At 70.3% G+C, this 23,732-nt stretch carries 22 protein-coding genes and 1 riboswitch; of the genes, 5 read left to right on the forward strand and 17 right to left on the reverse strand.

Going from position 1 to position 23,732, the window contains the following annotated elements; all coding sequences use genetic code 11:
* Positions 1–168: 168 nt before the first annotated feature.
* Positions 169–1,089: a LysR family transcriptional regulator gene (locus OO70_RS17780; protein WP_043671386.1), complete on the reverse strand. Its 921-nt coding sequence runs from the start codon at positions 1,087–1,089 to the stop codon at positions 169–171.
* Positions 1,090–1,227: 138 nt separating this feature from the next.
* Between OO70_RS17780 and OO70_RS17785 the strand changes: the two genes are divergently transcribed.
* A complete protein-coding gene (locus OO70_RS17785; protein ID WP_043671389.1) occupies positions 1,228–1,521 on the forward strand; it encodes a muconolactone Delta-isomerase family protein in 294 nt (97 codons plus the stop codon).
* 129 nt (positions 1,522–1,650) lie between these two features.
* Positions 1,651–2,778, forward strand: a complete 1,128-nt coding sequence (locus OO70_RS17790) for a YbfB/YjiJ family MFS transporter (protein ID WP_078651465.1) — start codon at positions 1,651–1,653, stop codon at positions 2,776–2,778.
* Here OO70_RS17790 and OO70_RS17795 read toward each other — a convergent pair whose 3' ends face one another.
* From OO70_RS17795 to OO70_RS17825, 7 genes are all read right to left on the reverse strand, one after another.
* Positions 2,779–3,390 carry a TetR/AcrR family transcriptional regulator gene (locus tag OO70_RS17795; RefSeq protein ID WP_043671392.1) on the reverse strand — a complete coding sequence of 204 codons (612 nt, stop codon included), beginning with the start codon at positions 3,388–3,390 and terminating at the stop codon, positions 2,779–2,781.
* A gap of 55 nt (positions 3,391–3,445) precedes the next feature.
* The gene (locus OO70_RS17800; protein WP_043671395.1) at positions 3,446–4,021 is read right to left on the reverse strand and encodes a GAF domain-containing protein; all 576 of its coding nucleotides are present in this window, start codon (positions 4,019–4,021) and stop codon (positions 3,446–3,448) included.
* A gap of 60 nt (positions 4,022–4,081) precedes the next feature.
* Complete coding sequence (locus OO70_RS17805) at positions 4,082–4,699, reverse strand: GTP-binding protein (RefSeq protein ID WP_043671398.1); 618 nt, start codon at positions 4,697–4,699, stop codon at positions 4,082–4,084.
* Positions 4,677–5,048, reverse strand: a complete 372-nt coding sequence (locus OO70_RS17810; protein WP_043671401.1) for a DUF742 domain-containing protein — start codon at positions 5,046–5,048, stop codon at positions 4,677–4,679. The genes OO70_RS17805 and OO70_RS17810 overlap by 23 nt, the downstream gene beginning before the upstream one ends.
* Before the next feature lie 2 nt (positions 5,049–5,050).
* Positions 5,051–5,485: a roadblock/LC7 domain-containing protein gene (locus OO70_RS17815; protein ID WP_019069670.1), complete on the reverse strand. Its 435-nt coding sequence runs from the start codon at positions 5,483–5,485 to the stop codon at positions 5,051–5,053.
* Between the two features lie 95 nt (positions 5,486–5,580).
* Positions 5,581–7,806, reverse strand: coding sequence for a sensor histidine kinase (locus OO70_RS17820; RefSeq protein WP_078651438.1), 2,226 nt, complete (start codon positions 7,804–7,806; stop codon positions 5,581–5,583).
* A gap of 620 nt (positions 7,807–8,426) precedes the next feature.
* The gene (locus tag OO70_RS17825; protein ID WP_043671403.1) at positions 8,427–9,629 is read right to left on the reverse strand and encodes an MBL fold metallo-hydrolase; all 1,203 of its coding nucleotides are present in this window, start codon (positions 9,627–9,629) and stop codon (positions 8,427–8,429) included.
* A gap of 255 nt (positions 9,630–9,884) precedes the next feature.
* On the opposite strand from OO70_RS17825, the gene OO70_RS17830 reads away from it, so the two are divergent.
* Together OO70_RS17830 and OO70_RS17835 are read left to right on the forward strand one after the other, a co-directional pair.
* A complete protein-coding gene (locus tag OO70_RS17830) occupies positions 9,885–11,063 on the forward strand; it encodes a Glu/Leu/Phe/Val dehydrogenase dimerization domain-containing protein (RefSeq protein WP_043671406.1) in 1,179 nt (392 codons plus the stop codon).
* 44 nt (positions 11,064–11,107) lie between these two features.
* Positions 11,108–11,722: a TetR/AcrR family transcriptional regulator gene (locus OO70_RS17835; RefSeq protein ID WP_078651439.1), complete on the forward strand. Its 615-nt coding sequence runs from the start codon at positions 11,108–11,110 to the stop codon at positions 11,720–11,722.
* 155 nt (positions 11,723–11,877) lie between these two features.
* Here OO70_RS17835 and OO70_RS17840 read toward each other — a convergent pair whose 3' ends face one another.
* The 3 genes from OO70_RS17840 to OO70_RS17850 form a co-directional block, all read right to left on the reverse strand.
* Positions 11,878–12,663, reverse strand: a complete 786-nt coding sequence (locus OO70_RS17840; RefSeq protein WP_043671411.1) for an SGNH/GDSL hydrolase family protein — start codon at positions 12,661–12,663, stop codon at positions 11,878–11,880.
* Positions 12,664–12,908: 245 nt separating this feature from the next.
* Positions 12,909–13,850: a M23 family metallopeptidase gene (locus OO70_RS17845; RefSeq protein WP_043671421.1), complete on the reverse strand. Its 942-nt coding sequence runs from the start codon at positions 13,848–13,850 to the stop codon at positions 12,909–12,911.
* A 4-nt stretch (positions 13,851–13,854) separates the two neighbouring features.
* Positions 13,855–14,017: riboswitch (cyclic di-AMP (ydaO/yuaA leader) on the reverse strand.
* Positions 14,018–14,320: 303 nt separating this feature from the next.
* Positions 14,321–16,393 (reverse strand): alpha-galactosidase, encoded by a 2,073-nt coding sequence (locus OO70_RS17850; RefSeq protein ID WP_043671424.1) that lies wholly within the window; start codon positions 16,391–16,393, stop codon positions 14,321–14,323.
* Positions 16,394–16,563: 170 nt separating this feature from the next.
* Between OO70_RS17850 and OO70_RS17855 the strand changes: the two genes are divergently transcribed.
* Entirely contained in the window at positions 16,564–17,361 is a 798-nt protein-coding gene (locus tag OO70_RS17855; protein WP_043671428.1) for a tyrosine-protein phosphatase, read from the forward strand.
* 18 nt (positions 17,362–17,379) lie between these two features.
* Here the strand turns inward: OO70_RS17855 and OO70_RS17860 are convergent, their stop codons facing one another.
* The 6 genes from OO70_RS17860 to hpnH form a co-directional block, all read right to left on the reverse strand.
* Complete coding sequence (locus OO70_RS17860; protein WP_043671431.1) at positions 17,380–17,505, reverse strand: DUF6126 family protein; 126 nt, start codon at positions 17,503–17,505, stop codon at positions 17,380–17,382.
* Positions 17,502–18,152, reverse strand: a complete 651-nt coding sequence (locus OO70_RS17865; protein ID WP_043671434.1) for a helix-turn-helix domain-containing protein — start codon at positions 18,150–18,152, stop codon at positions 17,502–17,504. The genes OO70_RS17860 and OO70_RS17865 overlap by 4 nt, the downstream gene beginning before the upstream one ends.
* A gap of 73 nt (positions 18,153–18,225) precedes the next feature.
* Entirely contained in the window at positions 18,226–19,611 is a 1,386-nt protein-coding gene (locus OO70_RS17870) for an aspartate aminotransferase family protein (protein WP_043671437.1), read from the reverse strand.
* Positions 19,608–21,515, reverse strand: a complete 1,908-nt coding sequence (dxs, locus tag OO70_RS17875) for a 1-deoxy-D-xylulose-5-phosphate synthase (RefSeq protein WP_043671442.1) — start codon at positions 21,513–21,515, stop codon at positions 19,608–19,610. Before dxs ends, OO70_RS17870 begins: the two co-directional genes overlap by 4 nt.
* A gap of 27 nt (positions 21,516–21,542) precedes the next feature.
* Positions 21,543–22,700 (reverse strand): flavodoxin-dependent (E)-4-hydroxy-3-methylbut-2-enyl-diphosphate synthase, encoded by a 1,158-nt coding sequence (ispG, locus tag OO70_RS17880; protein ID WP_043671444.1) that lies wholly within the window; start codon positions 22,698–22,700, stop codon positions 21,543–21,545.
* Positions 22,701–22,704: 4 nt separating this feature from the next.
* Positions 22,705–23,727 (reverse strand): adenosyl-hopene transferase HpnH, encoded by a 1,023-nt coding sequence (gene hpnH / locus OO70_RS17885; RefSeq protein WP_043671446.1) that lies wholly within the window; start codon positions 23,725–23,727, stop codon positions 22,705–22,707.
* Between the last annotated feature and the right edge of the window lie 5 nt (positions 23,728–23,732).

The raw sequence follows: 23,732 nt of genomic DNA on the forward strand, positions 1-23,732 counted from the left end.
ACCTTCTCCGAAGTGGTGGCTGTGGTGCTCCCGGTCGATCGTCTCTACTAGCCGACCGGTCGCCTATTCGTGAAGGTAGGCGACCCGGACAGGTGAAAGCAAAGGTCAGAGGGGGTTTTCCCAGGACCGGAATCCTCGCTGCTGGGAGGCCTGACCTCCCAGTCCACGTCAGCGGTGCGGGTCGCCCTCGGGCAGCCAGGCGTCGGGGGCGCGGAGTCCGAGGTCGCCGACGCCGTCGCACAGCGCGTCCACCGCGGCGAGGACCCCGGTACGCGTCTCGCCCTCGCGCCACACCAGCGACCAGGTCCAGTGGACGGTCGGTCCGACGATCTCGCGGCGCACCAGGTCGGGCGGGAGTGGAGTGGTCTGTCCCTTGGGCGAGTTGACGACCGGGCGGCGGCTGCGGCGGACGTGGTCGAAGAACGCGGGGCCGGTGATGCCGCCGTCGGAGATGGACACCGCGCGGGCCCCGGTGTCGTGGGCCAGCTGCTCGGCGTACACGTTCCAGGACGACCAGGAATTGGTGTCGTCGTCGAGGAGGACGGATGTGTCCCGGGCCCACACATCACCGGGGTCGTTGCCTGTGCTCACCGCATATAGCCGGTCGGCACCGAGCAGCCGGGCCCGGAGGCCGAGCCGCTTCAGGTCCTCGTCCCGCACCCAGCACACGGCGAGGTCCAGGCTGCCGTCCGAGACCCGGGAGGCCTGCGTGTGCGAGGGCGCGACCCACGCGTCGACATGCACCTGGGCCACTCCGGCGGTGCGCGCGGTCAGGTCGGCGGGGAGCCAGTTGACGTAGCCGAGCCGGACCGCCTCCGAGCCCGCGAGCCGGCCGGCCCTGCGCTGGAGGTCGGCGGCGCGCTCCAGCAGGGCACGGGTGTGCGGGAGGAGGGCCGCTCCGGCCGGGGTGAGCGAGACCGAGCGGCGGTCGCGGTCGAAGAGTCGTACGCCCAGATCGCGTTCGAGGGCCTTGATCTGCTGGGAGAGGGACGGGCCCGCGATCAGGAGGCGGTCGGCGGCCCGGCCGAAGTTCAGTTCCTCGGCGACGGCGACGAAATACCTGAGTTGGCGCAGCTCCACGCCCGTCATGCTACGCGGGCTGGGAGGCCGTCCCTCTCAGCAGGGAGCAAGCCTGTCGTGGCGCCCGCGCCGGTCCCGGGCGACGATGGGGGCACGGAAGTCCGGCGCCCTGCCGCCGGTCCTGGCGGGCCCGAACGGAGCGAGATCATGCGAGAGTTCCTGGTCGAGATCACCACCACGATCCCCGAAGGCACCGGTCAGGACGAGGTCGACCGGCGCCGCGCCGCCGAGGCCGTCCGCGCCCGCGAACTGGCCGCCACCGGCCATCTGGGGCGGCTGTGGCGCCCGGTCGGCGAACGGCGCAGCATCGGCGTCTGGCGCGCCGACGACGAGGAGCAACTCCACGAGAAGGTGCTCGGCACCCTGCCCCTGCACGCGTGGATGACGTTCGTCGTCACCCCGCTGGAGCCGCACCCGAACGACCCCGGCTATGCGGAGTAACTCGCCCCGCCTGCAAGGGATTTCACCGCCGTGAGCCCGTGCGCCCCGGTCCGCGGGGCACGGGCGGAGAGCCCCCTCCTGTCGCCCTGGGCCCATGTCGCCCGGGTCGCCGCGGCCCTCGCGGCCGGCATGGGTGTCGGCCGCTTCGTCTACACCCCGATCCTCCCGCTGATGCACGCCCGGGCGGGCCTGTCCACCGACGCCGGCGCGCACCTCGCCACCGCCAACTACGTCGGCTACCTCCTCGGCGCACTCGCGGGCACCCTCCTCCCCGCCCTGGTCCGCTCCCGTGCGGTCCTGCGCGGCTCGCTCGTCCTCCTGGTCGGCACCCTCGCCGCGATGCCCACCACCGACAGCACCGGGGTGTGGATCGCACTGCGCCTGTTGGCGGGCACGGCAAGCGCGTTGATCTTCGTGATCGCGGTCAACTCACTCCTCGGCCACCTCCGGGACCACCCGCCGCACCTGCCCGGCTGGGCCTTCGGCGGCGTGGGCGCCGGCATCGCGCTCTCCGGCCTGCTGGTCCTCGCCCTGCGCCCGGTCGGGGACTGGCGGACCACGTGGTGGGCATCGGCCGCTCTCGCCACGGCGCTCGCGACGGCTTCGTGGAACCTACGGCCCGAGGTGCCAGCCGCACCCTCAACTCGCGTCCCTGAGACGAGAGTTGATCGCCGGTTCGGCGCCCTGTTCGTCAGCTACAGCCTGGAGGGCGTCGGCTACATCGTCGCCGGAACCTTCCTGGTCGCCGCGATCGGACAGGGCTCCCCCGGCTGGATCGGGAGTGGCGCGTGGGTGCTGGTGGGGCTGGCCGCCGTACCCTCCTCGGCGCTGTGGGCGCGGCTCGGGCGCCGCTGGTCGCGGCCGGGACTGCTGTGCGTGGCGCTGGTGATCCAGGCGGTCGGTATCGCGCTGCCCGCGCTGGTCGGCGGGGTGACGGCGGCACTGGTCTCCGCGGTGCTGTTCGGCGCGACCTTCATCGGCATCAGCACGCTGGCCCTGGCGGCCGGGGCCCAGTTGCGATTTCCGCGTTCGGTGGCGCTGCTGACCGCCGGATACTCCGTCGGCCAGATCCTCGGCCCGCTGGCCGTCGCCCCGCTGCTCCACCACGGCTACCGCCCGGCCCTGCTCCTGGCCGCCCTGGTGGTCCTCGCCGCGGCCGTGTCCGCCGCCGTCCTGCGCGTCGGCTTCCCGCCGCGCGACGCGGTGGCGCTACGAGACTCCGGGCCCGCTCTGGAGGTACCGACCGCAGGCCGCTGATCAGGCGGCGCGGGCCGCCCCGAGCAGGGCGAGGCAGTTGGCCCAAAGGGGGCTCAGCCGCCCGGTGTTGTTGTACAGCTTCGCGAACATCACCTGGCCCTCCAACTGCGCGACGACGGACCGCGCCGCCTCCTGGGTGTCGGCGACGGTGACGTCCCCACGGTCGCGGGCCTCGCTGACGACCGCGTCGACCATCTCGACCTGGGCGTCGAAGATCTCCTGCAGCCGGGTGCGGACGGCCTCGGTCTGGTTGCTCATCTCCAGACTGAGATTGCCGAACAGACAGCCCATCACGGTGCCGCAGCCCTGCTGTCCGGCGCGCAGGCCGGCCTCCGTCTCCTCGAACAACTGCCGTAGCCGGTCCAGGGGTTGGGGAGCACCGCTGTCTCCGCTCAGGATGCGCGTCCACTCCCGCCGCTGGTCCGCCCAGTGCTCGTCCACGACGGCCAGCGCGAGGGACTCCTTCGACTCGTAGAAGTAGTAGAAGCTCCCCTTCGGCACTCCGGCCGCCTTGCAGATCTCGGCCACCCCGAGTGCCGAGTAACCGCGCGCCTCGAAGAGCGACCGCCCGGCGGCAAGGATCTTCTCTCCGGCGTCACTGGTCCTACCCATACCACCATTATACGACCGGTCGGCTACCCAGCTTCCCGCCCGCCCGGCCATCCGGCTACCCGCCCCCGAGCAGTTCGAGCCGAGCCACCAGTTCGGCCGCGGTCCGCTTGATCGTCTCCAGCCCCGGCTTCCCCCAGGGCCGCGGCTCGGTGTCTACGACACACACCGTGCCCAGCACCATCCCCGTGGAGTCGATGAGGGGCGCCCCCAGATAGGACCGGATACCGAACTCGTCGACGACCGGATTCCCCGCGAACCGCGGATAGTCGCAGACGTCTTCCAACACCAGCGCCTTACGTCGGACCACCACATGGGGGCAGAACCCATAGTCACGCGCCAACTGCCGCCCCACCTCTGGCTTGGCATGCTCCCCGCCCGAGGCCGGCCTGGGCAGTCCCACACTGCCCGGGGTGTGCAGACCGGCGAAGAACTGCCGGTTCTCGTCAATGAAGTTGACCATGGCGTACGGCGCCCCGGTGAGCTCGGCGAGATGGTCCGCGAAGGCGTCGAGCGCCGGGTCCGGGCGCTCCCCCAGCCCCAACCCGCGCAGCCGACGCATCCGTTGAGGGGCCTCCTTGTCCTCGGGCGTGAGCAGCAGACGACCGGCCGGACGCGGCGGGTCGTAGCTCATGGGCGTACTCCGTCCCTGTGGACGTAGGTCATATAGGAACTCCGTGGCGGTGTGTGGGGATCACATGTGGGCACCATGGCTCGGCGCGGGCGCCGGGGCGTGGGCGATGAGGTGGCGTACGAGGGTCAGCAGGGTCTGGACTCCGGAACTGGAGATCCGCGCGTCGCAGCGCACGACGGGGATGCCGGGGTCGAGATCTATGGCGGCACGCACCTCCTCGGGGTCGTAGCGGTAGGAGCCGTCGAACTCGTTGATCGCGACGATGAATCCGAGGCCGCGCTGCTCGAAGAAGTCGACGGCGGCGAAGCACTCCTCCAGGCGGCGTGTGTCGGCGAGGATGACCGCGCCGAGCGCGCCCTCGGACAGCTCGTCCCACATGAACCAGAACCGCTCCTGTCCGGGTGTACCGAACAGATAGAGCACGTGTTCCGGGTCGAGGGTGATCCGGCCGAAGTCCATCGCCACGGTCGTCTCGACCTTGTTCTCGATGCCTTCGAGATCGTCGGTCGCGGCACTGACCGTGGTGAGCAGCTCCTCCGTGCTGAGCGGCGCGATCTCGCTCACCGCTCCGACGAAGGTCGTCTTGCCGACGCCGAAGCCGCCCGCCACCAGGATCTTCAGTGCGGTGGGGAAGGGATCGTGGCCGCTCTCGTAGTCAGAGCTGTCGTCGTAGTCCATCGAGCACTGCCTCCAGAAGAGACCGGTCAGTGGGGTTGTGGTGGAACTCGGGTGGCTTGGTGGTCAGTGCCCCGCAGTCGACGAGGTCCGACAGCAGCACCTTGGTGACCGCGGCCGGCAGCTTCAGGTGGGCGGAGACCTCGGCGACCGAGATGGGCGCGCGGCACAGGTCGAGCGCCTGCGCGTGTTCGGGGCCGAGGTAGCCGAGCGGGGTGGCACCGGTAGCCATGACCTGCGACAGGAGGTCGAGTGCGACGGAGGGCCGGGTCCGGCCGTTGCTGACCGTGAAAGGGCGCACCAGACGTCCGGCCGCGTCGTCCAACCAAGGCCCGTCGCCGGCCGTCGCCACGCTCAAGGCCTCATCGCAGGTGATTCGACGGCGTGCTGCCGGGGCGCGGTCACGAGGTAGGGGCGGACACTCTTGACCAGCATCGCCATCTCGTAGCCGAGTACGGCCGCGTCGGCCTCGCGGCCGGCGAGCACGGCGAGACAGGTGCCGGAGCCGGCGGTGGTGACGAAGAGCAGCGTCGAGTCGAGTTCGACGACGACCTGCCGGACGTCTCCGCCGTCACCGAAGCGGACGCCCGCGCTCCGGCCGAGGGAGTACAGGCCGGAGGCCAGGGCCGCCATGTGGTCGGCGCTGTCGGGGTCGAGGCCGTGAACCGACTTCACGAGCCCGTCGCAGGAGAGCAGGACCGCGCTGGTGGTGTGCGGTACGCGCTGCACGAGGCCGCTCATCAGCCAGTCGAGATCGGATACATGGCCGGTCGGCGCATCGCTCGCCATGGTGGATCGACTCCTTGGGGTACGAAGGTCTGCGGGAGCGCGGGTGGGGGTCGGCGTGCGGGTGGTCGCCGCTGTGGGGGTGGGGGCGTGCGTGGTCATCCGGCTGATGCGCTCCCGTCGTGCCGGGCGGTGAGGTCGTGACCGTGACCGGGGGCATGCGCGTGCGCTTCGGCTATGGGGGTCGCGTCCATGTGGGGGCCGAGGATGAAGGGCGGCATCTCCGTGTGGTCCACGGGGGTGTGGGCCGCAGGGTTGTGGTCGGCAAGGGGAAAGCGGTCTGTGCCGTTGGACGCGGTCGTGGGGTCGGAACCCGTGCGCGTCGACGACTCTGTGAGCGACGGCTCCGTGTGGAGCGCACTCATGTAGGCCCCGCCCACGTAGACCCCGTCTGTGTGCGGCAACTCCGTGTGATCTGACCCCATGTGGGCCGACCCGGTGTGTACCGACTCCATGTGCTGCGGCTCGGCGCTCAACACCGGTGACTGCGCCACGTCGGTGTGGCCCGACTCCATGTGCTTCGCCTCCAGGTGCGGAGCCTCCCTATGGAGCGGGTCCATGTGCGGTGACGCCGGCTCGGCCTCCTCCGTCGCCTCCATGTGCTGCTGTGCCTCCGCGAGACCGATCCCCCGCTGGAATGCGGCCATCAGGCCGGGGTCGTGGCCTGCGGGGTGTTCGGAGTCCTGGCGGGGTGCCGGGCCGTCGCGGAGTTGGGGGGCGATGTGTTCCTGGGCGCGGCGCCGGGGCAGTTGGGGCGGCTTGCCCATGGTGCCGCGTACCGCTCCGCCGCGTGGCACGGGCGGTGCGGTCACGTTCTCGGCCACCGTCCGCCGGTCGTCGGGGCGGATACCGGGTACCGCCTCCGAGGGGTTGGCCCGTTCCACGTGGGCGCCGCGTACGGGGAGCGGCACCGGTCCGCCGCCGTTCGGCACCGAGTCCGGCCGCTGATGCCGCCCCGGTGCCCCGGCCTCACGCTGGTGCCGCCCCGGTCGACCCCCATCGGTCCCACCCCGCGACCCACCTTGCGCCCCGCCCTGGGGAGGTTGCTGCGGCGGGACGAGCGGATGCCCCCCGCCCATCGTGTCCTCCGGCCGCCCTACGGCCCCGGGGGCGCCCGGCGCCGTACCCAACAAGGCCTGTGGCACGACGAGTACGGCCTGCACGCCGCCGTAGATGTTGGTCTGCAGGCGGACGTGGATGCCGTGGCGGCGGGCGAGTTGGGAGACCACGAACAGGCCGATGCGGCCGTCGGCCAGCAGGCTGGCGACGTTGACCTGGTCGGGATCGGTGAGCAGGGCGTTCATCCGGCTCTGTTCGCCGACGGGCATGCCGAGTCCGCGGTCCTCGACCTCGACGGCGAGGCCCGAGGTGACGAGGTTGGCGCGGAGCAGTACCTGGGTGTGCGGGGCGGAGAACACCGTGGCGTTCTCGACGAGTTCGGCCAGCAGGTGGATCACGTCGGCGACGGCATGCCCGCGCAGGGTGCCGTCGATCGGCGGCACGAGTTTGACGCGGGAGTACTGCTCGACCTCGGCGATGGCGGAACGCAGCACCTCGGTCATGGAGACCGGGTTGCTCCACTGTCTGCGCGAGACGGCGCCACCGAGGACGGCGAGGTTCTCGGCGTGACGGCGGATGCGGGTGGCGAGGTGGTCGACGTGGAAGAGGCCCTTGAGCAGGTCGGGGTCCTCGATCTCGTTCTCCAGCTCGTCGAGGATGGAGATCTCCCGGTGCACCAAGGACTGCAGGCGCCGGGCGAGGTTCACGAAGACCTCGACCTTCTGTTCGCTGCCGGCCTGGCTGGAGAGTTGAGCGGCGGCCACGACGGCGGTGACGGCGCCGTCGTGGGCGTGTGCCAGGTCGGCGGCGAGCAGGTCGAAGTCGTCGGCGTCTCCGGGGGGCCTGCTGCGCGGTTTGCGCTGGGGCGGGCCCTCGCCGCGGCGCAGCGCCTCGACCAGGTCGCGCAGGTCGGCCTCGCCGCGCGCGCTGCTGCGGCGCAGGGCGCCGATGCGGTCGCTGACGGAACCGGCGGCGCGGCCCGCGGCCACGGCGGCGATCAGAATGCCCGCGACAGTCACCGACGTGGCTCCGGCGAGGACACCCCAGAGGGTGAGGCTGGTCCGCGCTCCGGTGGAGCGGACGGTGAACAGGACGGCCGCGCTGGCGCTCAGTGCGACCGCGATGGGCGGCAGCACGGCGAGGCGGAGCAGTTGGGGCCGTATGTGCGTCTCGGGCACTGCGGGCACGGGGCGGGCGGCCGGTCGCCCGTGCCGGCCGCCCTCACGGCGGTCTGCGCGTGCGGCCGGTGCACGGAGTTGAGACATCGGCGTCCTCGTACTGGTGCGTCGGGCCGGTTTGCTCGCGCGGGGTGCGCGATTCGGGCATACGCCATCGCGGTGCCGGTCGAGAGAGCCGAAAAAATTGGCCCCGCGTCGCCCGGCGGACACTCACAGTAGTCGCCAACGCATCAGGTGCGGTGGGCAGTTGACAAAGTCCCACGGGGAGCGTCCCGCTCTGGTATGAGGCCTCGCACGACAGACCGATAACCTGCTCGACCACATGCAGAAGAAGGACAAAGAATCGATCGCCCCTGATCGGAACCGGTCACGAACGGGCGCCGGGGGTCCGGGAGTTCGGCACGGGACGCTCTTCCGTCTCACACCCGCGGCCGGGCTGCGAAGGCATCTTTCGGGGCCCCGCCCCATCTCGGCCGCACCCCAGAACATCACCCACCGTGTTCGCCGGAGCGGGCGCGTCGACGGCACGCGCGGGTCGGGACGGTGCGGAGTCCGGCCGCAGCAAACAACCGCGCTCCAGCGTGCGCGAGTTCCGGGTGGGCATCGTCCGGACGATGCCGTGGGCCCGGTTCCGCGGTGCGCTGGAGCGCAGGGGTGGGTGCGGGCGAGGGGCGCGGGCGGGCTGGGCGCGCGGCCTCGTGGTCCGCTCAGCGTTCGTTCGCGAGGTCCAGTTCCGCCGGGGTCGCCGTCGGCTTCGGTTCGGTCCCGACCGGCTTCGGCTGCTGCCAGTGGTGGGCGATCGTTCCGCCGAAGGGCCGCCACCAGGGGTTCGTCGTCAGCTCGCCGCCCGGCTCGAACGGCTCGCCCGGCCGCGGTGTGGCCACGGCCTGGCCCACCGCCTCGCCCTCGTCCGCGGTCCATTCGCCGGGCTCGGCCCACGGGTGCAGGGCCAGGTTGAACGTGCCCCAGTGGATCGGCAGCAGCACCCCGTGCGGCTGCCCGCCCTGGAGGTCGAGGTGGGCGCGCATGCCCTCCTCGGGCGTCATGTGGATGTCGGGCCAGAACTCGCTGTACGCGCCGATCTGGATCATCGTCGCGTCGAACGGGCCGTGCGCGGCACCAATGTCCTTGAAGCCCTCGAAGTACCCGGTGTCACCGCTGTGGTAGATGCGGTGCTCCTCGCCGGCGACCACCCAGGAGGCCCAGAGCGTGTGCTGGGTGTTGCGCAGACCGCGGCCGCAGAAGTGGCGGGCCGGGGTGGCGGTCAGGGTGAGGCCGCCGACCGTGGTCTCCTCGTGCCAGTCCAGCTCGCGCAGCCGGTCGGCGGACACACCCCAGTGCTCCAGGTGGGCGCCGACACCGAGCGGCACCGCGAACAAGGTGTCCGTGTCGGCCAGCGCCTTGATCGTGGGCATGTCCAGGTGGTCGTAGTGGTCGTGCGAGATGACCACGACGTCGACCGGGCCGAGCGCGGCCAGCGGCAGGGGCACCGGGTGCAGCCGCTTGGGTCCGGCGAACGGGAACGGGGAGCAGCGCTCGCCCCAGACCGGGTCGAAGAGGACCCGGTGGCCGTCGATCTCCGCCAGGACGCTGGAGTGCCCCATCCAGGTCAGCCGCAGCCCGGTGGCGGCGGGCTTGGCCAGGTCGGCGAGGGTGGTGGCGTGCACCGGCAGCGTGCCGTCGGGGGCGCGGCGGGCGCGTGCCTCCTTGTCGAGATAGGCCTTGCCCATCTCGCGCATCGTGCCGCCGGACGGGCGGACGTTCGTGTTGCCCCCGGGATTCTGGAAGACCCCGTCCTTGAAGTGGGGGGATCTGCGGATGCGCGCCAGGCGCTCGCCGCTCGGGTCCGCGCCGAAGGCCGCGGGCTGCAGCTCGCGGAGCCCGGAGCTCAGGGTACGGAAACCGGTCACGATTCCTCCAGGTGGAGTCGGTCAGGCTTTCCATTATGGTCGACCCCTGTGACAACGCCGGTGCATCGGCTTCACGGGGCCGTCATTCCAAGGAAAGACCAAAGTTCCACGCCCGGGGTTGACACCGCGGGGCGGAATTCGATCTTCCGTTGACAGGACCCGGCTCCGCTTCCGATACTGACTCGCCGTTCAGTACCAGCCGTCCGGTACGCACTTCTGCACATGCCCTGCCGGCCGACGCCGCGAGGAGTCCGTATGACCGCCCCCTTGATGTCGCTCACCTGGACCGACCACGTCACCGGCCGCCAGGGCTTCCTGGTCGTCGACCGGCTGGTGCGCGGTGTGTCGAGCGGCGGTCTGCGGATGCGGCCGGGCTGCACGCTCGACGAGGTGGCGGGGCTCGCGCGCGGGATGACCATGAAGGAGGCGCTGCACTACAACCCGGAGGGCCGTTACGTCCCCCTGGGCGGCGCCAAGGGCGGCATCGACTGCGATCCCCAGGACCCGGTGTCGTACGGCCTCCTCGTCCGCTACCTGCGGGCCATGCGGCCGTACATCGAGAGCTTCTGGACGACCGGCGAGGATCTCGGGCTGACCCAGGACCTGGTCGACCGGGCCGCCGCGGAGGCGGGGCTCGTGTCGTCGATCCAGGCCGTGTATCCGCTGCTCGACGACGAGACGACGGCACGGCGGCGGCTGGCGGACGCCTTCGCGGTCGAGGTGGACGGCATCGGTCTCGACGAGCTGGTCGGCGGCTGCGGGGTCGCCGAGTCGGTGCTCGCGGCGCTTGACCGGGCGGGCGTGCCGTACGCGGGGACTCGGGTCGCCGTGCAGGGCCTGGGCACCATGGGCGGGGCGACGGCACGGTTCCTCACGCGCGCGGGGCTGGCGGTCGTGGCCGTGGCCGACGTCAAGGGCACGATCGCGAACCCGGCCGGCCTCGACGTGGACACGCTGCTCGCCGCCCGGGACGGATACGGCACCGCGGACCGCGCCGCGCTGCGCCCCGGCGACCGCGAACTCCCCGGTGAGGACTGGCTGTCCGTCGACGCGGAGGTACTGGTTCCGGCGGCCGTGTCGTACGCGATCGACACCACGAACCAGCAGGGGATCTCCGCCCGTTGGATCGTCGAGGCGGCCAACATGCCGGTACTGCCCGAGGCGGAGGAGCTGTTGGCCGCGCGCGGGGTCATCGTGCTGCCGGACGTGGTCGTGAACTCCGGGACGAACGCCTGGTGGTGGTGGACCCTGTTCGGCGACATCGGCGCTGACGCGGACGAGGCGTTCGCCCACACCCGGCGTTCGATGCGCGCCCTGATCGACCTGATGCTGGCCCGCGCGGAGGCCGACGACACGACACCGCGCGCCGCCGCGCACGCCATCGTCGCGGACCGGCTGCCGGTCATCGCGGAACGTTTCGGCTGGTACCGGTGAGACACGGGGCAACACCTCGGCGGGCTACGGATTAGGGTGACCGCGTGGCGAGAGTGCGGTTGGGCGTGGCGGAACGGCGTGCGGAGTTGCTGCGGGCCGCCGTCGAGCAGATCGAGGCGCGGGGCGTGGCGGCGGTCAGGATCGCCGACGTGGCCTCGGCGCTCGGGGTGAGCAACGCGCTGGTGCTCTATCACTTCTCGACCAAGGAGAAACTGGTCGCCGCCGCGTTCACCTTCGCCGCCGAGGACGACCTCGCGCATCTGCGCAAGCTACTGAGCCGCCGGACGACCGCGCTGCGCCGACTGCGGACCGCGGTGCGCTGGTACGCGCCGACCGGACAGGCCAAGGGCTGGCGGCTGTGGATCGAGGGCTGGGCGGCGGCCCTGCGCGAACCCGCCCTCCTGGACGTCACCCGCGATCTCGACCGGCAGTGGAAGCAGGCGCTCGCGGAGGTCGTCGCCGAGGGTGTGGCCGCGGGCGAGTTCCACTGCCCGGACCCGGACAGCACGGCCCTGCGCCTCACCGCCCTCCTGGACGGCCTCGCCGTACAGATGACGGCGTACGCGGGAGCGGTGTCGCGGGCGCGGGCCCTGGAGTGGGTCGACGAGGCGCTCGCGCGGGAACTCGGCCTGGAGCGGGCGGCGTTGACCGCTTCCTGAATCACGCGCGAGGGTGGCCGCACAGGGCAGTGACAAAGGCCACGCGTGCGCGTGCGGGCGCACGGACGCGACCCCGGGGTCGCACGCCGGGACCTAGGTAGCCGTACGGCCCCCGGCACACCGGTCGCCCCTACCGGCCCCGTCACCCCACCCCGTCAAGCCACCGACTCGATCCGCATCTTGATGTCACCCGGCGACAGCGCCCCCTTGGCCTCCACATGGTCGCCCGAGGACTCGCCGCGCAGCCGGCGCCCGATCCACGGCACCAGGTACTCGCGCGCCCAGTGCACGTCGTCGCGCCGGATGTCGAGGGTGCCGCGAGGCGGCAGCGGGGGCCAGGGCTGGTCCGGGTCGACCGGGACCTCGACGCCGAGGACCTGGCCGGCGCGGAGCGCCACGCGCGTGTGCCCCTCGGGAGAGAGGTGGAGCCGGTCGCCGTCCCAGGCCCGTCGGTCCTGGACCGTCTTCAGGGACCACAGGTCGAGCACCGGGCAGTTGTAGCGGTCGGCGATGGCCCGCACATGTCCGTTGTAGGTGGCGATCTTGCCGCGCAGATGCTTGAGCACGGGCACGTTACGGGTGTCGAAGCCGGTCGTCACCATGACGGTGCCGACGGCGCCGGTGAGGTCGGCGACCGCGCGTTCGAAGCGCTCGGCGACCTCGTCGGGGTCGGTGCCGGGCCGGATGATGTCGTTGCCGCCCGCGCAGAAGGAGACCAGGTCCGGGCCGATCTCCTTGGCGCGGGTGAGCTGGTCGGCCACGATCTGGTCGAGCAGTTTCCCGCGCACGGCAAGGTTGGTGTACTCGAAGTCGCCCTCGGGTCGCCGGTCCGCGAGCAGTACCGCGAACCTGTCGGCCCAGCCGACCATCGCCCCGTCGGGCCCAGGGTCGCCGACGCCCTCGGTGAAGCTGTCCCCCACCGCCACGTACGACCCGATCACCGATCTGTTGTCACTCTTCGAATCGTTAGCCACGGCAACCATAATTCACCCTGGAGTGTGACCTACGCGATCGTATTTAGGGGTTGACGGACGGTGATATAAGCCACTTGTAAAGGGTTGTCCAAAGTCGGAATAAGTCTCTGATCAGGGGCGTTGGCGCGTGGAATGCCACAACACCGAAGGCCGCACCCGGGGATCAGGGTGCGGCCTTCGGTGACAAGGGGGCAGATGCCCGGGGCCTGATGTCAGCCGACGGTGACGCCGTGCGAGCGGAGGTAGGCGACCGGGTCCACGTCCGAGCCGTAGTACGGCGTGGTCCGGATCTCGAAGTGCAGGTGCGGGCCGGTCACGTTGCCGGTCGCGCCGGAGAGGCCGATCTGCTGGCCCTCGGTCACGGTCTGGCCGGCCGAGACGGACAGCTGCGACATGTGCGCGTACTGCGAGTACTCGCCGTCCGCGTGCCGGATCACGACCTCGTTGCCGTAGGCGCCGTCATAGGCGGCGGAGACGACCGTGCCCGCGGCGACCGCCTTGACGGTGGTGCCGGTCGGGACGACGAAGTCGACGCCCGTGTGGTAGCCGCTGGACCACATGCTGCCCGCGACGTGGTAACCGGTGCCGATGGTGCCGCCGGTCACGGGGAGGGTGTAGCCGCTGGAGGTGCTGGTGGCGTCGGCGCTCTGCGCGGCGGTCGTCTTCTTCGAGGAAGAGGAGGATGACGAAGAGGACGAACTGGAAGACGAATCCGACGACTTGGTCGTGCTCGCACCCGTGTCCGTGCTCGTCGTGGCCTTCTTGCCGAGGGAGAGCTTGAGACCCGGGTGGATCAGCGACGGGTCGGCGCCAATGGCCTCGCGGTTGTCCTGGTAGATCTTCTTCCAGCCGCCGCTGACGTCCTGGTCCTCGGCGATCTTCGCGAGCCAGTCGCCCGCCTTCACCGAATACGTCTTGACGCTCGCGGTCTTCTCGGCGACCGACTTCGCGGCGACCGTCTTCTCAGTGGTCGCCTTCTCGGTGGCCGGAACCGACTGAACGGCCTTTTCCGGAGCGGAAGTCACGGTCGCGGCATGAGCGCCGGCGGCCCCCATGAGCGGCAGGGCGAGCGCGGCGCCGCCTGTTCCGGCTACGGCTATCGAGCGGGTGAGGCGCTGGGACTTCGGGCGGCGGTGCTTACCCTTCGCGGGCATGACGAATTCCTCTCCGGCGCCTGCGAGGTGAGCTGTCGGGTGCGGGCTGGAGATGCCCGGCCGCGCGCTGGTCGCGGCTTTACCCCAAGCCCGTTCCGGAGACCGGAACAGGCGTCTTACCTGTGGGTCCCCCGCTCCTGCCGCATACGGGTGGGTGTGTGCGGAGTCCGGTCGGCGGCAGGATTGGGCGTCCGTCCGGATTGGTGGCGAACGTAAGCGAGGAAGACGCAAAGGGACAAGCAGGAGGTTCCACGGATTTGCGTTTCTTGTGATCCCCTGTGGGAATTCACAGTGACCCTCCGTGAATTCCCCTGGGGCTCCACCCCTCAATTCCCCTGGAAAAGCACGTCAATTACGTGAACATGACGAGCGACGTACGGTCACGAATATGACGCTGATCACGTACGCCCTCATCAGATTCCCTTATTCCAGAGCGAGTTGTAACGAAGGCTGCAATTAGGACAGAAGGCTCAGATGCGACGCAGCCGGAGAACCGTCGCATCGAGGTCACCGCGCAGACCGGTGCGCAGTCCGTGATGCAACAGGACGGCACCCCGGTGGACTTCGCCCGTTTCGAGGCATTCGTACGACGCCGTCGGCTCGAGCCCGCGCAGCCGGAGCGCCGGCAGCGGCTCGCCGTAGTGCTGCGCCTGGAGCAGAGCGAGGACGACGGTCTCGTCGCCGCGCACGTACTGCACGGCACTGAGTCCGCCCGTGGGCGGGCGCAGCCGGTGGAGGTCGCCGTGCTGCACGAGCGGCCGGATCTCCTTGTAGAGGTCCACCCACTGGCGGGCCTCGGCGAGTTCCTCCTCGGTCCATTCCGAGAGGTCGCCGCCCACGCCGAGCACCCCGGCCATGGCGCTCACGAACCGGAAGCGCAGGCTGCTGACCCGGTCGTTGAGCTGGGTGTTCGGGCTGTCGGTGACCCAGGCGGCCATCACGCGCGCGGGGTGGATCTGGCTGAAGCCGTGCTGGATGGCGAGCCGGTCGAGCGGGTCGGTGTTGTCCGAGGTCCACACCTGGTCCGTGCGGCTCATGATGCCGAGGTCGATCCGGCCGCCGCCGCCCGAGCAGGACTCGAAGGCCACGCCGGGGTGGGCCGCCCGCAGCCGGTCCAACAGGCCGTACAGTGCGCGCACATGGTCGACCCAGAGGCGCTGCGGATAGGCCTCGCCGGGCCAGCCGGCGTCGGTGAAGCAGCGGTTGAAGTCCCACTTCACGTAGTCGATCGGGGCACTGGTCAGCAGCGTGTCGAGGCGCTCCCAGAGGTACTCCTGGACGTCCTCGCGGGCGAGGTTCAGCACGAGCTGATTGCGGAACTCCGTCCGCTTTCGTCCCGGTTGGAACTGCACCCAGTCGGGGTGCGCGCGGTACAGGTCGCTGTCCGGATTGACCATTTCGGGCTCGACCCAGATACCGAACTGCATGCCGAGCGCGTGCACGTAGTCGGCGAGCGGCTTGAGGCCGCCGGGGAAACGGTCCGGGTTCGGGGTCCAGTCGCCGAGTCCGGCGCGGTCGCTGGTGCGCTTCCCGAACCAGCCGTCGTCGACCACGAACAGCTCGACACCGGCCGCCGCCGCGCGCCGCGCGAGCACGCCCTGTTGCTCCTCGGAGATGTCGAACTGGGTGGCCTCCCAGGAGTTGTAGAGCACCGGCCGGTCCTGGTCCGCGTCGGGGATGACGTACGTCCGCTGGTACGTGTGCCAGGTGCGGCTGGCGCCCCCGAAGCCGGCGTCGCTCCACAGTCCGGCGAAGACGGGGGTCGTGAAGGACTCCCCCGCCGCCAGGAGCAGCAGCCCGGAGTCGTCGTACCCGGCGCCGCCGCTGATCTGCACGCGCGCGTCCGGGAGTTGGGCCACGGCGATCCGCCAGGACCCCGACCAGCCGAGAGCGCAGCCGTAGACCTCGCCGCGCTCCTCGGTCGCGTCGAGGTCGAGCGCGACCCAGGGCAGGTGCTGATGCCCGGTGTGTCCGCGCCGGCTGCCGATGACCTTCTCACCGTAGGTGAGGTCGGATCGCACCAGCCGGGACTCGGCGGCCCACCGCCCGTGCAACTGCGACAGCCGCCACCCCTCCCGCTCGGGCAGGGTCCACACGGCGGAGTCGGCCCGCAACAGCTCCAGGGCCTCGGGCCCGTCGTTGTCGAGGGTCGTCCAGCGCTCTACGACGTCGCCGCGCGTCCGGTAGTGCAGCGTGATCGCCAGTCCGGTGTCCCGGAAGCGCAGCCGCAGCTCGTCGCCCTCGGTGTCGTAGCGCTCGAAGGTCCATTCCGTGCCGCGGCGCTCGGGCGTGCGCACGGACAGGGCGGGCCGTGCGAAGCGGGGGCCGCCCTCGACGGGGTATTCCTCGCGTCCGTCGAGCGGGGACTCGAAGGACGAGCCGCTGGGCAGCGGGCGGGCGGCGAGCTCCTCGGCGTCCGCGAGGGCGATGACGGGGCCCCAGTGCAGGTGGAGCAGCTCGTCGTCCTCGGTGAGATGGACGGCGTAGCTGCTCGTGGGGCCCGACAGCACCCAGGTACGGCCGTTCTCGGCGATCTCCAGCATCAGGTCCCTCACAGATTCGAACAAGTCCACTCAAGCAGCAACATCATCAATGGCCCGGGGCCTGTGAGGCAACGCCTGTGGACAACTCATGGCCTCCGGAATCGATGTCGTATCGTCGGGAACGTGCCCGCCGGTGAGCCGCGTCGTCGGGCCGAGTGGGAGGAGTCCTCGTGACGCAGCAGATTCCGTCGACCGAGCCGGAGTTGTCCGGAGTGCGCAATTTCCGGGACGTGGGCGGACTTCCGACGGTGGACGGACGGCAGGTGCGGCACGGGGTGCTGTTCCGCAGCGGCCACCTCGCGCACGCGACCGACGAGGACGCGGCGTTCCTCGCCTCCCTCGGGCTGCACACGATCTTCGACTTCCGCAACGCGTCGGACCAGAAGCTGGAGGGTCCCGACGTCGAGCTGCCCGGCGTACGCAACGTGAATCTGCCGCTGAGCGACCCGGCGGACGGCTCCGAGTTCTGGAAGATGGTCCGCGACGGGGAGATAGAGCAGCTGCGCGGGATCCTCGGCGACGGCAAGGGCGCCGACCGGATGATCAACTCGTACCGCACGATCATCAAGGAGCGCACCGCCGAGCACTCCCAGGTGCTGCACTCGCTCGCCGAGGACAGTGTTCCCGCGCTGATGCACTGCGCGGCGGGCAAGGACCGCGCGGGCCTGTCGATAGCCGTGACCCTGCTCGCCGTGGGCGTGGAGCGCGAGGCGATCCTGGCCGACTACCTGGAGTCGAACGCGAAGCACCGCCGCTACAAGGTGCGGCGCAGCGCTTCCTCCGCAGCGGGCCACTCCCCCGAGGTGATGGAACTCCTCAGCCCCCTCTTCGACGCCCGCGCCGAGTATCTGACGGCGGCGTTCGACACCGTCGAGGAGACCTGGGGCAGTGTGGACGCCTATCTGGAGCAGGGGTTGGGGATCACCCCGGAGATCCGGGAGCGGCTGCGCGAGCGCCTGCTCGACTGAACCGACAGCTGCGGCAGGCTACTTGGCGCCCACCGAGAACAGCAGGTAGATGAAGGCCGCGAAGAGATGGCCGACGGCGATGTAGATGATGAGCCGTACCCACAGGGCACGCGGGAACTTGTCCTCGATGTTGTTGCCGCTCATGGCGTCTCTCCGGTGATCGGGCCCAGGCACAGGGTGGCCGTGGGGCTCTGCAGCAGGGTGTGGACGAACAGGACCTCGACGCCGGTCTCGTCGGCGGCGGCGAGCCGGTGCGGGGTGAGCGAGTCGAAGTGCGCGCTGTCGCCCGGCCCGAGGAGGTGCGCGGTGTCGCCGAGGCGCAGCCGCAGCCGGCCCTTGAGGACGTACAGCCATTCCTCGCCGGGGTGCACGCGCACGATGTCGCCCTGGGAGCCGTGCGGGATGCGCACGCGCAGCGACTGCATTCCGCGGCCGGGCGCCCCGGCCTGCCAGTACGTCCAGCCGCCCGCGTGGGTCGGTTCCATCTCGGCGGCGCGCACGACGGCGTCCCGGTCGGTGACCGTCTCGCCGAGCAGATCCGAGACTGTCGTACCGTAGATGCGGGCCAGCGCGAGCAGCATCGGCAGCGAGGGCTGGCGCAGCCCGGTCTCCAGCCGGGAGAGGTGGGCGGGCGAGAGTCCGGCCGAGCGGGCGGCGACCTCCAGCGTGAGGGAGGCGCGGCGGCGCAGGGCGCGGAGCTGGGGTGCGACGGTGGCCGGCAGGTCGTCGGCCGGTCCGGCTGACGGTTCCGGGTCGGTGTGCGGTTCCGGCTCGGTCTCGGAAGAGCTCATGCTCTCCATTCAGCCGGACGTTTGCCCCTGCGGCAAATTTCTTGCCACAGAGGCAAAAACCCCGTCCTGAGGCTCAGCGGTTGGCCACCGCCTGCTTCACGAGCGTCTTGCTGAAGTCCCACATCAGCCCGCCACCGCTGTGCGCGTCGTCCATCACCGCCGTGAAGGCGTCCACGAAGCGGTCCACCTCGCGCTCGCCGACGACCAGCGGCGGGATCAGCTTGATGACCTCCAGGTGGTCGCCGGAGACCTGGGTGAGGATGCGGTGTCGCTGGAGCAGCGGTACGACCACCATCTGCGCGAAGAGTCCCTTGCGCGCGGCCTGCAGCACGGTCCAACGGCTGCGCAGCTTCAGCGACTTGGGCTTCCCGAACTCGATGCCGATCATCAGACCCCGGCCGCGCACGTCGGCGAGCAGCTCGTACTTGTCGATCAGCGCGGCGAGCCGGGTCCTCAACTGGTCCCCGGTGGCACGGGCGTTGGCGACGGTCTGCTCGTTCTCCATGACCGACAGCACCGCGAGGCCGGCCGCCATGGCCTGGGCGTTGGACCCGAAGCTCGCCGAGTGGACCAGCACGCGGTCCATGGACGAGTAGACCTTCTTGAAGATCCAGTCCTTGCCGAGGGTCGCGCCGACCGGCACATACCCGCCGGACAACGCCTTGGCCACGCACACCAAGTCCGGTTCCACGCCGTCCTCGTGCTGGTAGGCGTAGAAGTCGCCGGTACGGCCGAGGCCCGTCTGTACCTCGTCGGCGATGAGCAACGCCTTGTGCTGACGCAGGAGTTCCTGCGCGGCGCGCAGATAACCGGGCGGGGCCTCGTGTACGCCCTTGCCCTGGATCGGCTCGACGACGAGGGCGGCGACGTCGCCCTTCTTCAACTCCCGTGCCAGGGCGTCGAGATCGCCGAGCGGTACGGCCGTGTCGGGCAGCAGCGGGGCGAAGCCGTCCCGGAAGCCGTCCTCGCCGTTGACGGAGAGCGAACCGGTGGTCAGGCCGTGGAAGGCGTGGTCGCAGTACAGGACCCGGGGTTTCCCGGTGGCGTAGCGGGCGAACTTGAGCGCGGTCTCGACCGCCTCCGTACCGCTGTTGCCGAAGAACACCCGGTCCAGGTGCGGGCTGTGGGTGAGCAGCTTCTCGGCGAGGAGGCCGGGCAGCGGCTGGCAGTCGAAGCGGGTGAGGTCGGCGAGCTGGGCGTCGAGGACGTCGTGCAGCGCCTTGCGGACGACGGGGTGATGGCGGCCCAGGCCCATCACCCCGAACCCGGCGAGCATGTCCAGGTAGTCGTTGCCGTCCGCGTCCCAGAAGTAGGCGCCCTCGCCCCGCTCGTAGACCTTGTCGAAGCCGATGGTGTGCAGCATGCGCGGGAGCTGGTGGTTCAGGTACTTGGCGTGCAGCTCGTAACGCTCGGCTCCGCGCTCGGCCAAGAGCGCGGTGAGGTCGAACTCCTTGGTCATTCGGGTTTCTCCTTGGCTGCGTGGTCGGCCGTGTCCTTGACCGCCAGGCTTGCGCTGATCCGTCCGGCGACCTCGACGGGTGTGAGGCCGATGTCGGCGAGCACCTCGCCGCGTTTGGCGTGCGCGAGGAACTGCTCCGGGATGCCGAACCGCCGTACGGGCACGTCGACTTCGGCGTCGCCCAGTGCCAGCGCCACGGCGGCGCCGACGCCGGAGGCTCGGCTGTTGTCCTCCACCACGGCCACCAACCGGTGTTCGGCGGCGAGGCCCGGGAGTGCCTGGTCGACCGGTTTGACCCAACGGGGGTCCACCACCGTGCAGTTGATGCCGCGCGCTTCGAGGAGTTCGGCGGCCTGGAGGCAGACGGGCGCCATCACTCCTACGGCGACGAGCAGCACCTCGGGGGTCTCGGCGCCCCGGTGCAGCACGTCGAGGCCACCCACGCGGTCGATCGCCGGGATCTCCGGTCCGACCGACTCCTTCGGGAAGCGGACGAGGGTCGGCGCGTCGTCGACGGCGACCGCTTCCCGTAGCTGGGCGCGGAGTTGGTCGGCGTCGCGCGGGGCGGCGATCCGCAGGCCCGGCACGACCTGAAGGATGGACATGTCCCACATGCCGTTGTGCGACGCTCCGTCAACTCCGGTCACCCCGGCACGGTCCAGGACGAACGTCACCCCGCAGCGGTGCAGCGCCACGTCCATCAGGAGTTGGTCGAAGGCGCGGTTGAGGAAGGTGGCGTAGACGGCGACGACGGGATGCAGTCCGCCGGTCGCCAGGCCCGCCGCGGACACCGCCGCGTGCTGTTCGGCGATGCCGACGTCCCACACCCGGTCGGGGAACTTCGCGGCGAACTTGCCGAGGCCGACCGGGTGCAGCATGGCCGCCGTGATGGCCACGACGTCGTCCCGTTCCTCCCCGATCTGCAGGATCTCGTCGCCGAACACGCTGGTCCAGGAAGGGCCGTTGGAAGGCACGAGGGGCTCGCAGGTGAGCGGGTCCATCACGCCGACGGTGTGGAAGTGGTCCTCCTCATGGGCGAGGGCGGGTTCGTAGCCGCGCCCCTTCTCCGTGAGGCAGTGGACGAGGACCGGGCCGTGGAAGCGTTTCGCGCGGCGCAGTGCCGACTCGACGGCGCCGATGTCGTGTCCGTCGATCGGGCCGACGTACTTGAGGCCCAGGTCCTCGAACATGCCCTGCGGGGCGAACGCGTCCTTGAAGCCCTTCTTCGCACCGTGCAGCGACTCGTAGATCGTGTTGCCGACGATCGGGGTGCGCAGCAGGACGTCCTTGCCCCAGGCGAGGACCTGCTCGTAGCTGTCGGTCGTGCGCAGCGTCGCCAGGTGGTTGGCGAGGCCGCCGATCGTGGGCGAGTAGGAGCGTTCGTTGTCGTTGACGACGATGATCAGGGGCCGGTCCTTGGCGGCGGCGATGTTGTTCAGCGCCTCCCACGCCATGCCGCCGGTGAGCGCGCCGTCGCCGATGACCGCGACGACATGGCCCTTCTCGCCCTGCACCTGGCGGGCCTTGGCCAGGCCGTCGGCCCAGCCGAGCGCGGTGGAGGCGTGGCTGTTCTCGATGACGTCGTGCTCGGACTCCTCGCGCGAGGGGTAGCCGGAGAGGCCGCCCTTGCTGCGCAGCTTCGAGAAGTCCTGACGGCCCGTCAGGAGCTTGTGTACGTAGCTCTGGTGGCCGGTGTCCCACAGGATGCGGTCGGTCGGTGACTCGAAGACCCGGTGGAGCGCGATGGTCAGTTCCACCACGCCCAGGTTGGGCCCGAGGTGTCCGCCGGTCCTGGCCACCGCATGGACCAGGAACTCCCTGATTTCTTCGGACAGTTCGCCGAGTTCCGCCTCGGACAGCGCCTTCAGGTCGCGTGGTTGCCGGATGTTCTCCAGGATCGTCACGTCGGGCCCCCTTCGGTCCGTGCTGGTTCAGCTCACGGTGACGGCCGGCTCCCCCGCCGCGACGCCGTCCTGTTCCATCTGCTCGGCGATCTTCATCGCCTCCTCGATGAGGGTCTCCACGATCTTCGACTCGGGCACGGTCTTGATGACCTCGCCCTTGACGAAGATCTGGCCCTTTCCGTTGCCGGAGGCGACCCCCAGGTCCGCCTCCCGCGCCTCGCCGGGGCCGTTGACGACGCAGCCCATGACCGCGACGCGCAGCGGCACCTCCATGCCCTCCAGGCCCGCCGTGACCTCGTCGGCGAGCTTGTAGACGTCCACCTGGGCGCGCCCGCAGGACGGGCACGACACGATCTCCAGCCGGCGCTGCCGCAGGTTCAGCGACTCCAGGATCTGGATGCCGACCTTGACCTCCTCGGCGGGCGGGGCGGACAGCGACACCCGGATGGTGTCGCCGATGCCCTCGCTGAGCAGCGCCCCGAAGGCGACCGCCGACTTGATCGTGCCCTGGAAGGCGGGCCCTGCCTCGGTGACCCCGAGGTGCAGCGGATAGTCGCTCTGCGCGGCCAGCAGCCGGTAGGCGTTGACCATCACCACAGGGTCGTTGTGCTTGACGGAGATCTTGATGTCGTGGAAACCGTGCTCCTCGAAGAGCGACGCCTCCCACAGGGCCGACTCGACGAGCGCCTCGGGCGTCGCCTTGCCGTACTTCTGCAGCAGACGGCGGTCCAGGGAACCGGCGTTGACCCCGATCCGGATCGGCGTGCCGTGGTCCTTGGCGGCCCGCGCGATCTCCTTGACCTTGTCGTCGAACTGCTTGATGTTGCCGGGATTGACGCGAACTGCCGCACAGCCGGCCTCGATTGCGGCGAACACGTACTTCGGCTGGAAGTGGATGTCCGCGATCACCGGGATCTGCGACTTGCGGGCGATGGTCGCCAGCGCGTCCGCGTCGTCCTGCGTGGGGCAGGCGACGCGGACGATCTGGCAGCCGGACGCGGTGAGTTCGGCGATCTGCTGCAGGGTGGCACCGATGTCCGACGTACGGGTCGTCGTCATCGACTGGACCGAGACGGGGGCCCCGCCCCCGACCGCCACCGGTCCGACCTGGATGCGTCGCGACACACGTCGCTCGGCGATCGGCCGGACCGGCATCTCGGGGACGCCCAGGGCTACGGCGGTCATGACGTCAGTCGCGGTTTCCGGCGACGGTCTCGCGCATGGCCCGCAGGGACTCCTTGAGGGAACCCATGGTGGCGAGGACGGCGGTGGGCTCGTAGCCGCAGTGCGCCATGCAGTTGGCGCAGCGCGGGTCCTTGCCGCGGCCGTACTTGTCCCAGTCGGTCTCCTCGATCAGCTCCCGGTACGTGGGCACGTACCCGTCGCTCATCAGGTAGCAGGGGCGCTGCCAGCCGAAGAGCGAGTAGTTCGGGATCGCCCAGGCCGTGCACGGGAAGTCGACCTTGCCCTCCAGGAAGTCCAGGAAGAGCGGGGAGTGGTTGAGCCGCCACTTCCGGCGGTTGCCGCCCGCGAAGGCCTTCTTGAACAGCTCGTGGGTCTGCGCGACACCCAGGAAGTGCTCCTGGTCGGGCGCCTTCTCGTAGGCGTAGGCGGGCGAGATCATCATCTCGTCGACCTTGATGTCGTCGTTGAGGAAGTTCAGGACCTCGATGATGGTCTGCGGGGTGTCCGTGTTGAAGAAGGTCGAGTTGGTGGTGACCCGGAAGCCGCGCTTCTTGGCCTCCTTCATCGCCTCCACGGCCTCGTCGAACACGCCCTCCTTCGCGACGGACTCGTCGTGCCGCTCGCGCAGCCCGTCGATGTGCACCGCGAAGGCGAAGTACGGCGAGGGCGTGAACTTGTCGAGCTTCTTGCGGAGCAGCATGGCGTTGGTGCAGAGGAAGACGTACTTCTTCTTCGCCACCAACTGCCGCACGATCTCGTCGATCTGAGGGTGCATCAGGGGCTCGCCGCCCGCGATGGACACCATCGGCGCACCGGACTCGAGCACCGCCCCGACGGCCTGCGCCACCGGCATGCGCTGCTTGAGCACGCCCGCCGGGTGCTGGATCTTGCCGCAGCCCTCGCACTTCAGGTTGCACGCGAAGAGCGGTTCCAGCTCCACGATCAGGGGGAACTTGTCCCGCTTGCGGAGCTTCTGTTCGGCCAAGTATGTAGCGACTTTGATGGTTTGACGCAGCGGCATGGCCATCTGGG

This window comes from Streptomyces xylophagus, assembly GCF_000716435.1.
Classification (GTDB): Bacteria; Actinomycetota; Actinomycetes; order Streptomycetales; family Streptomycetaceae; genus Streptomyces; species Streptomyces xylophagus.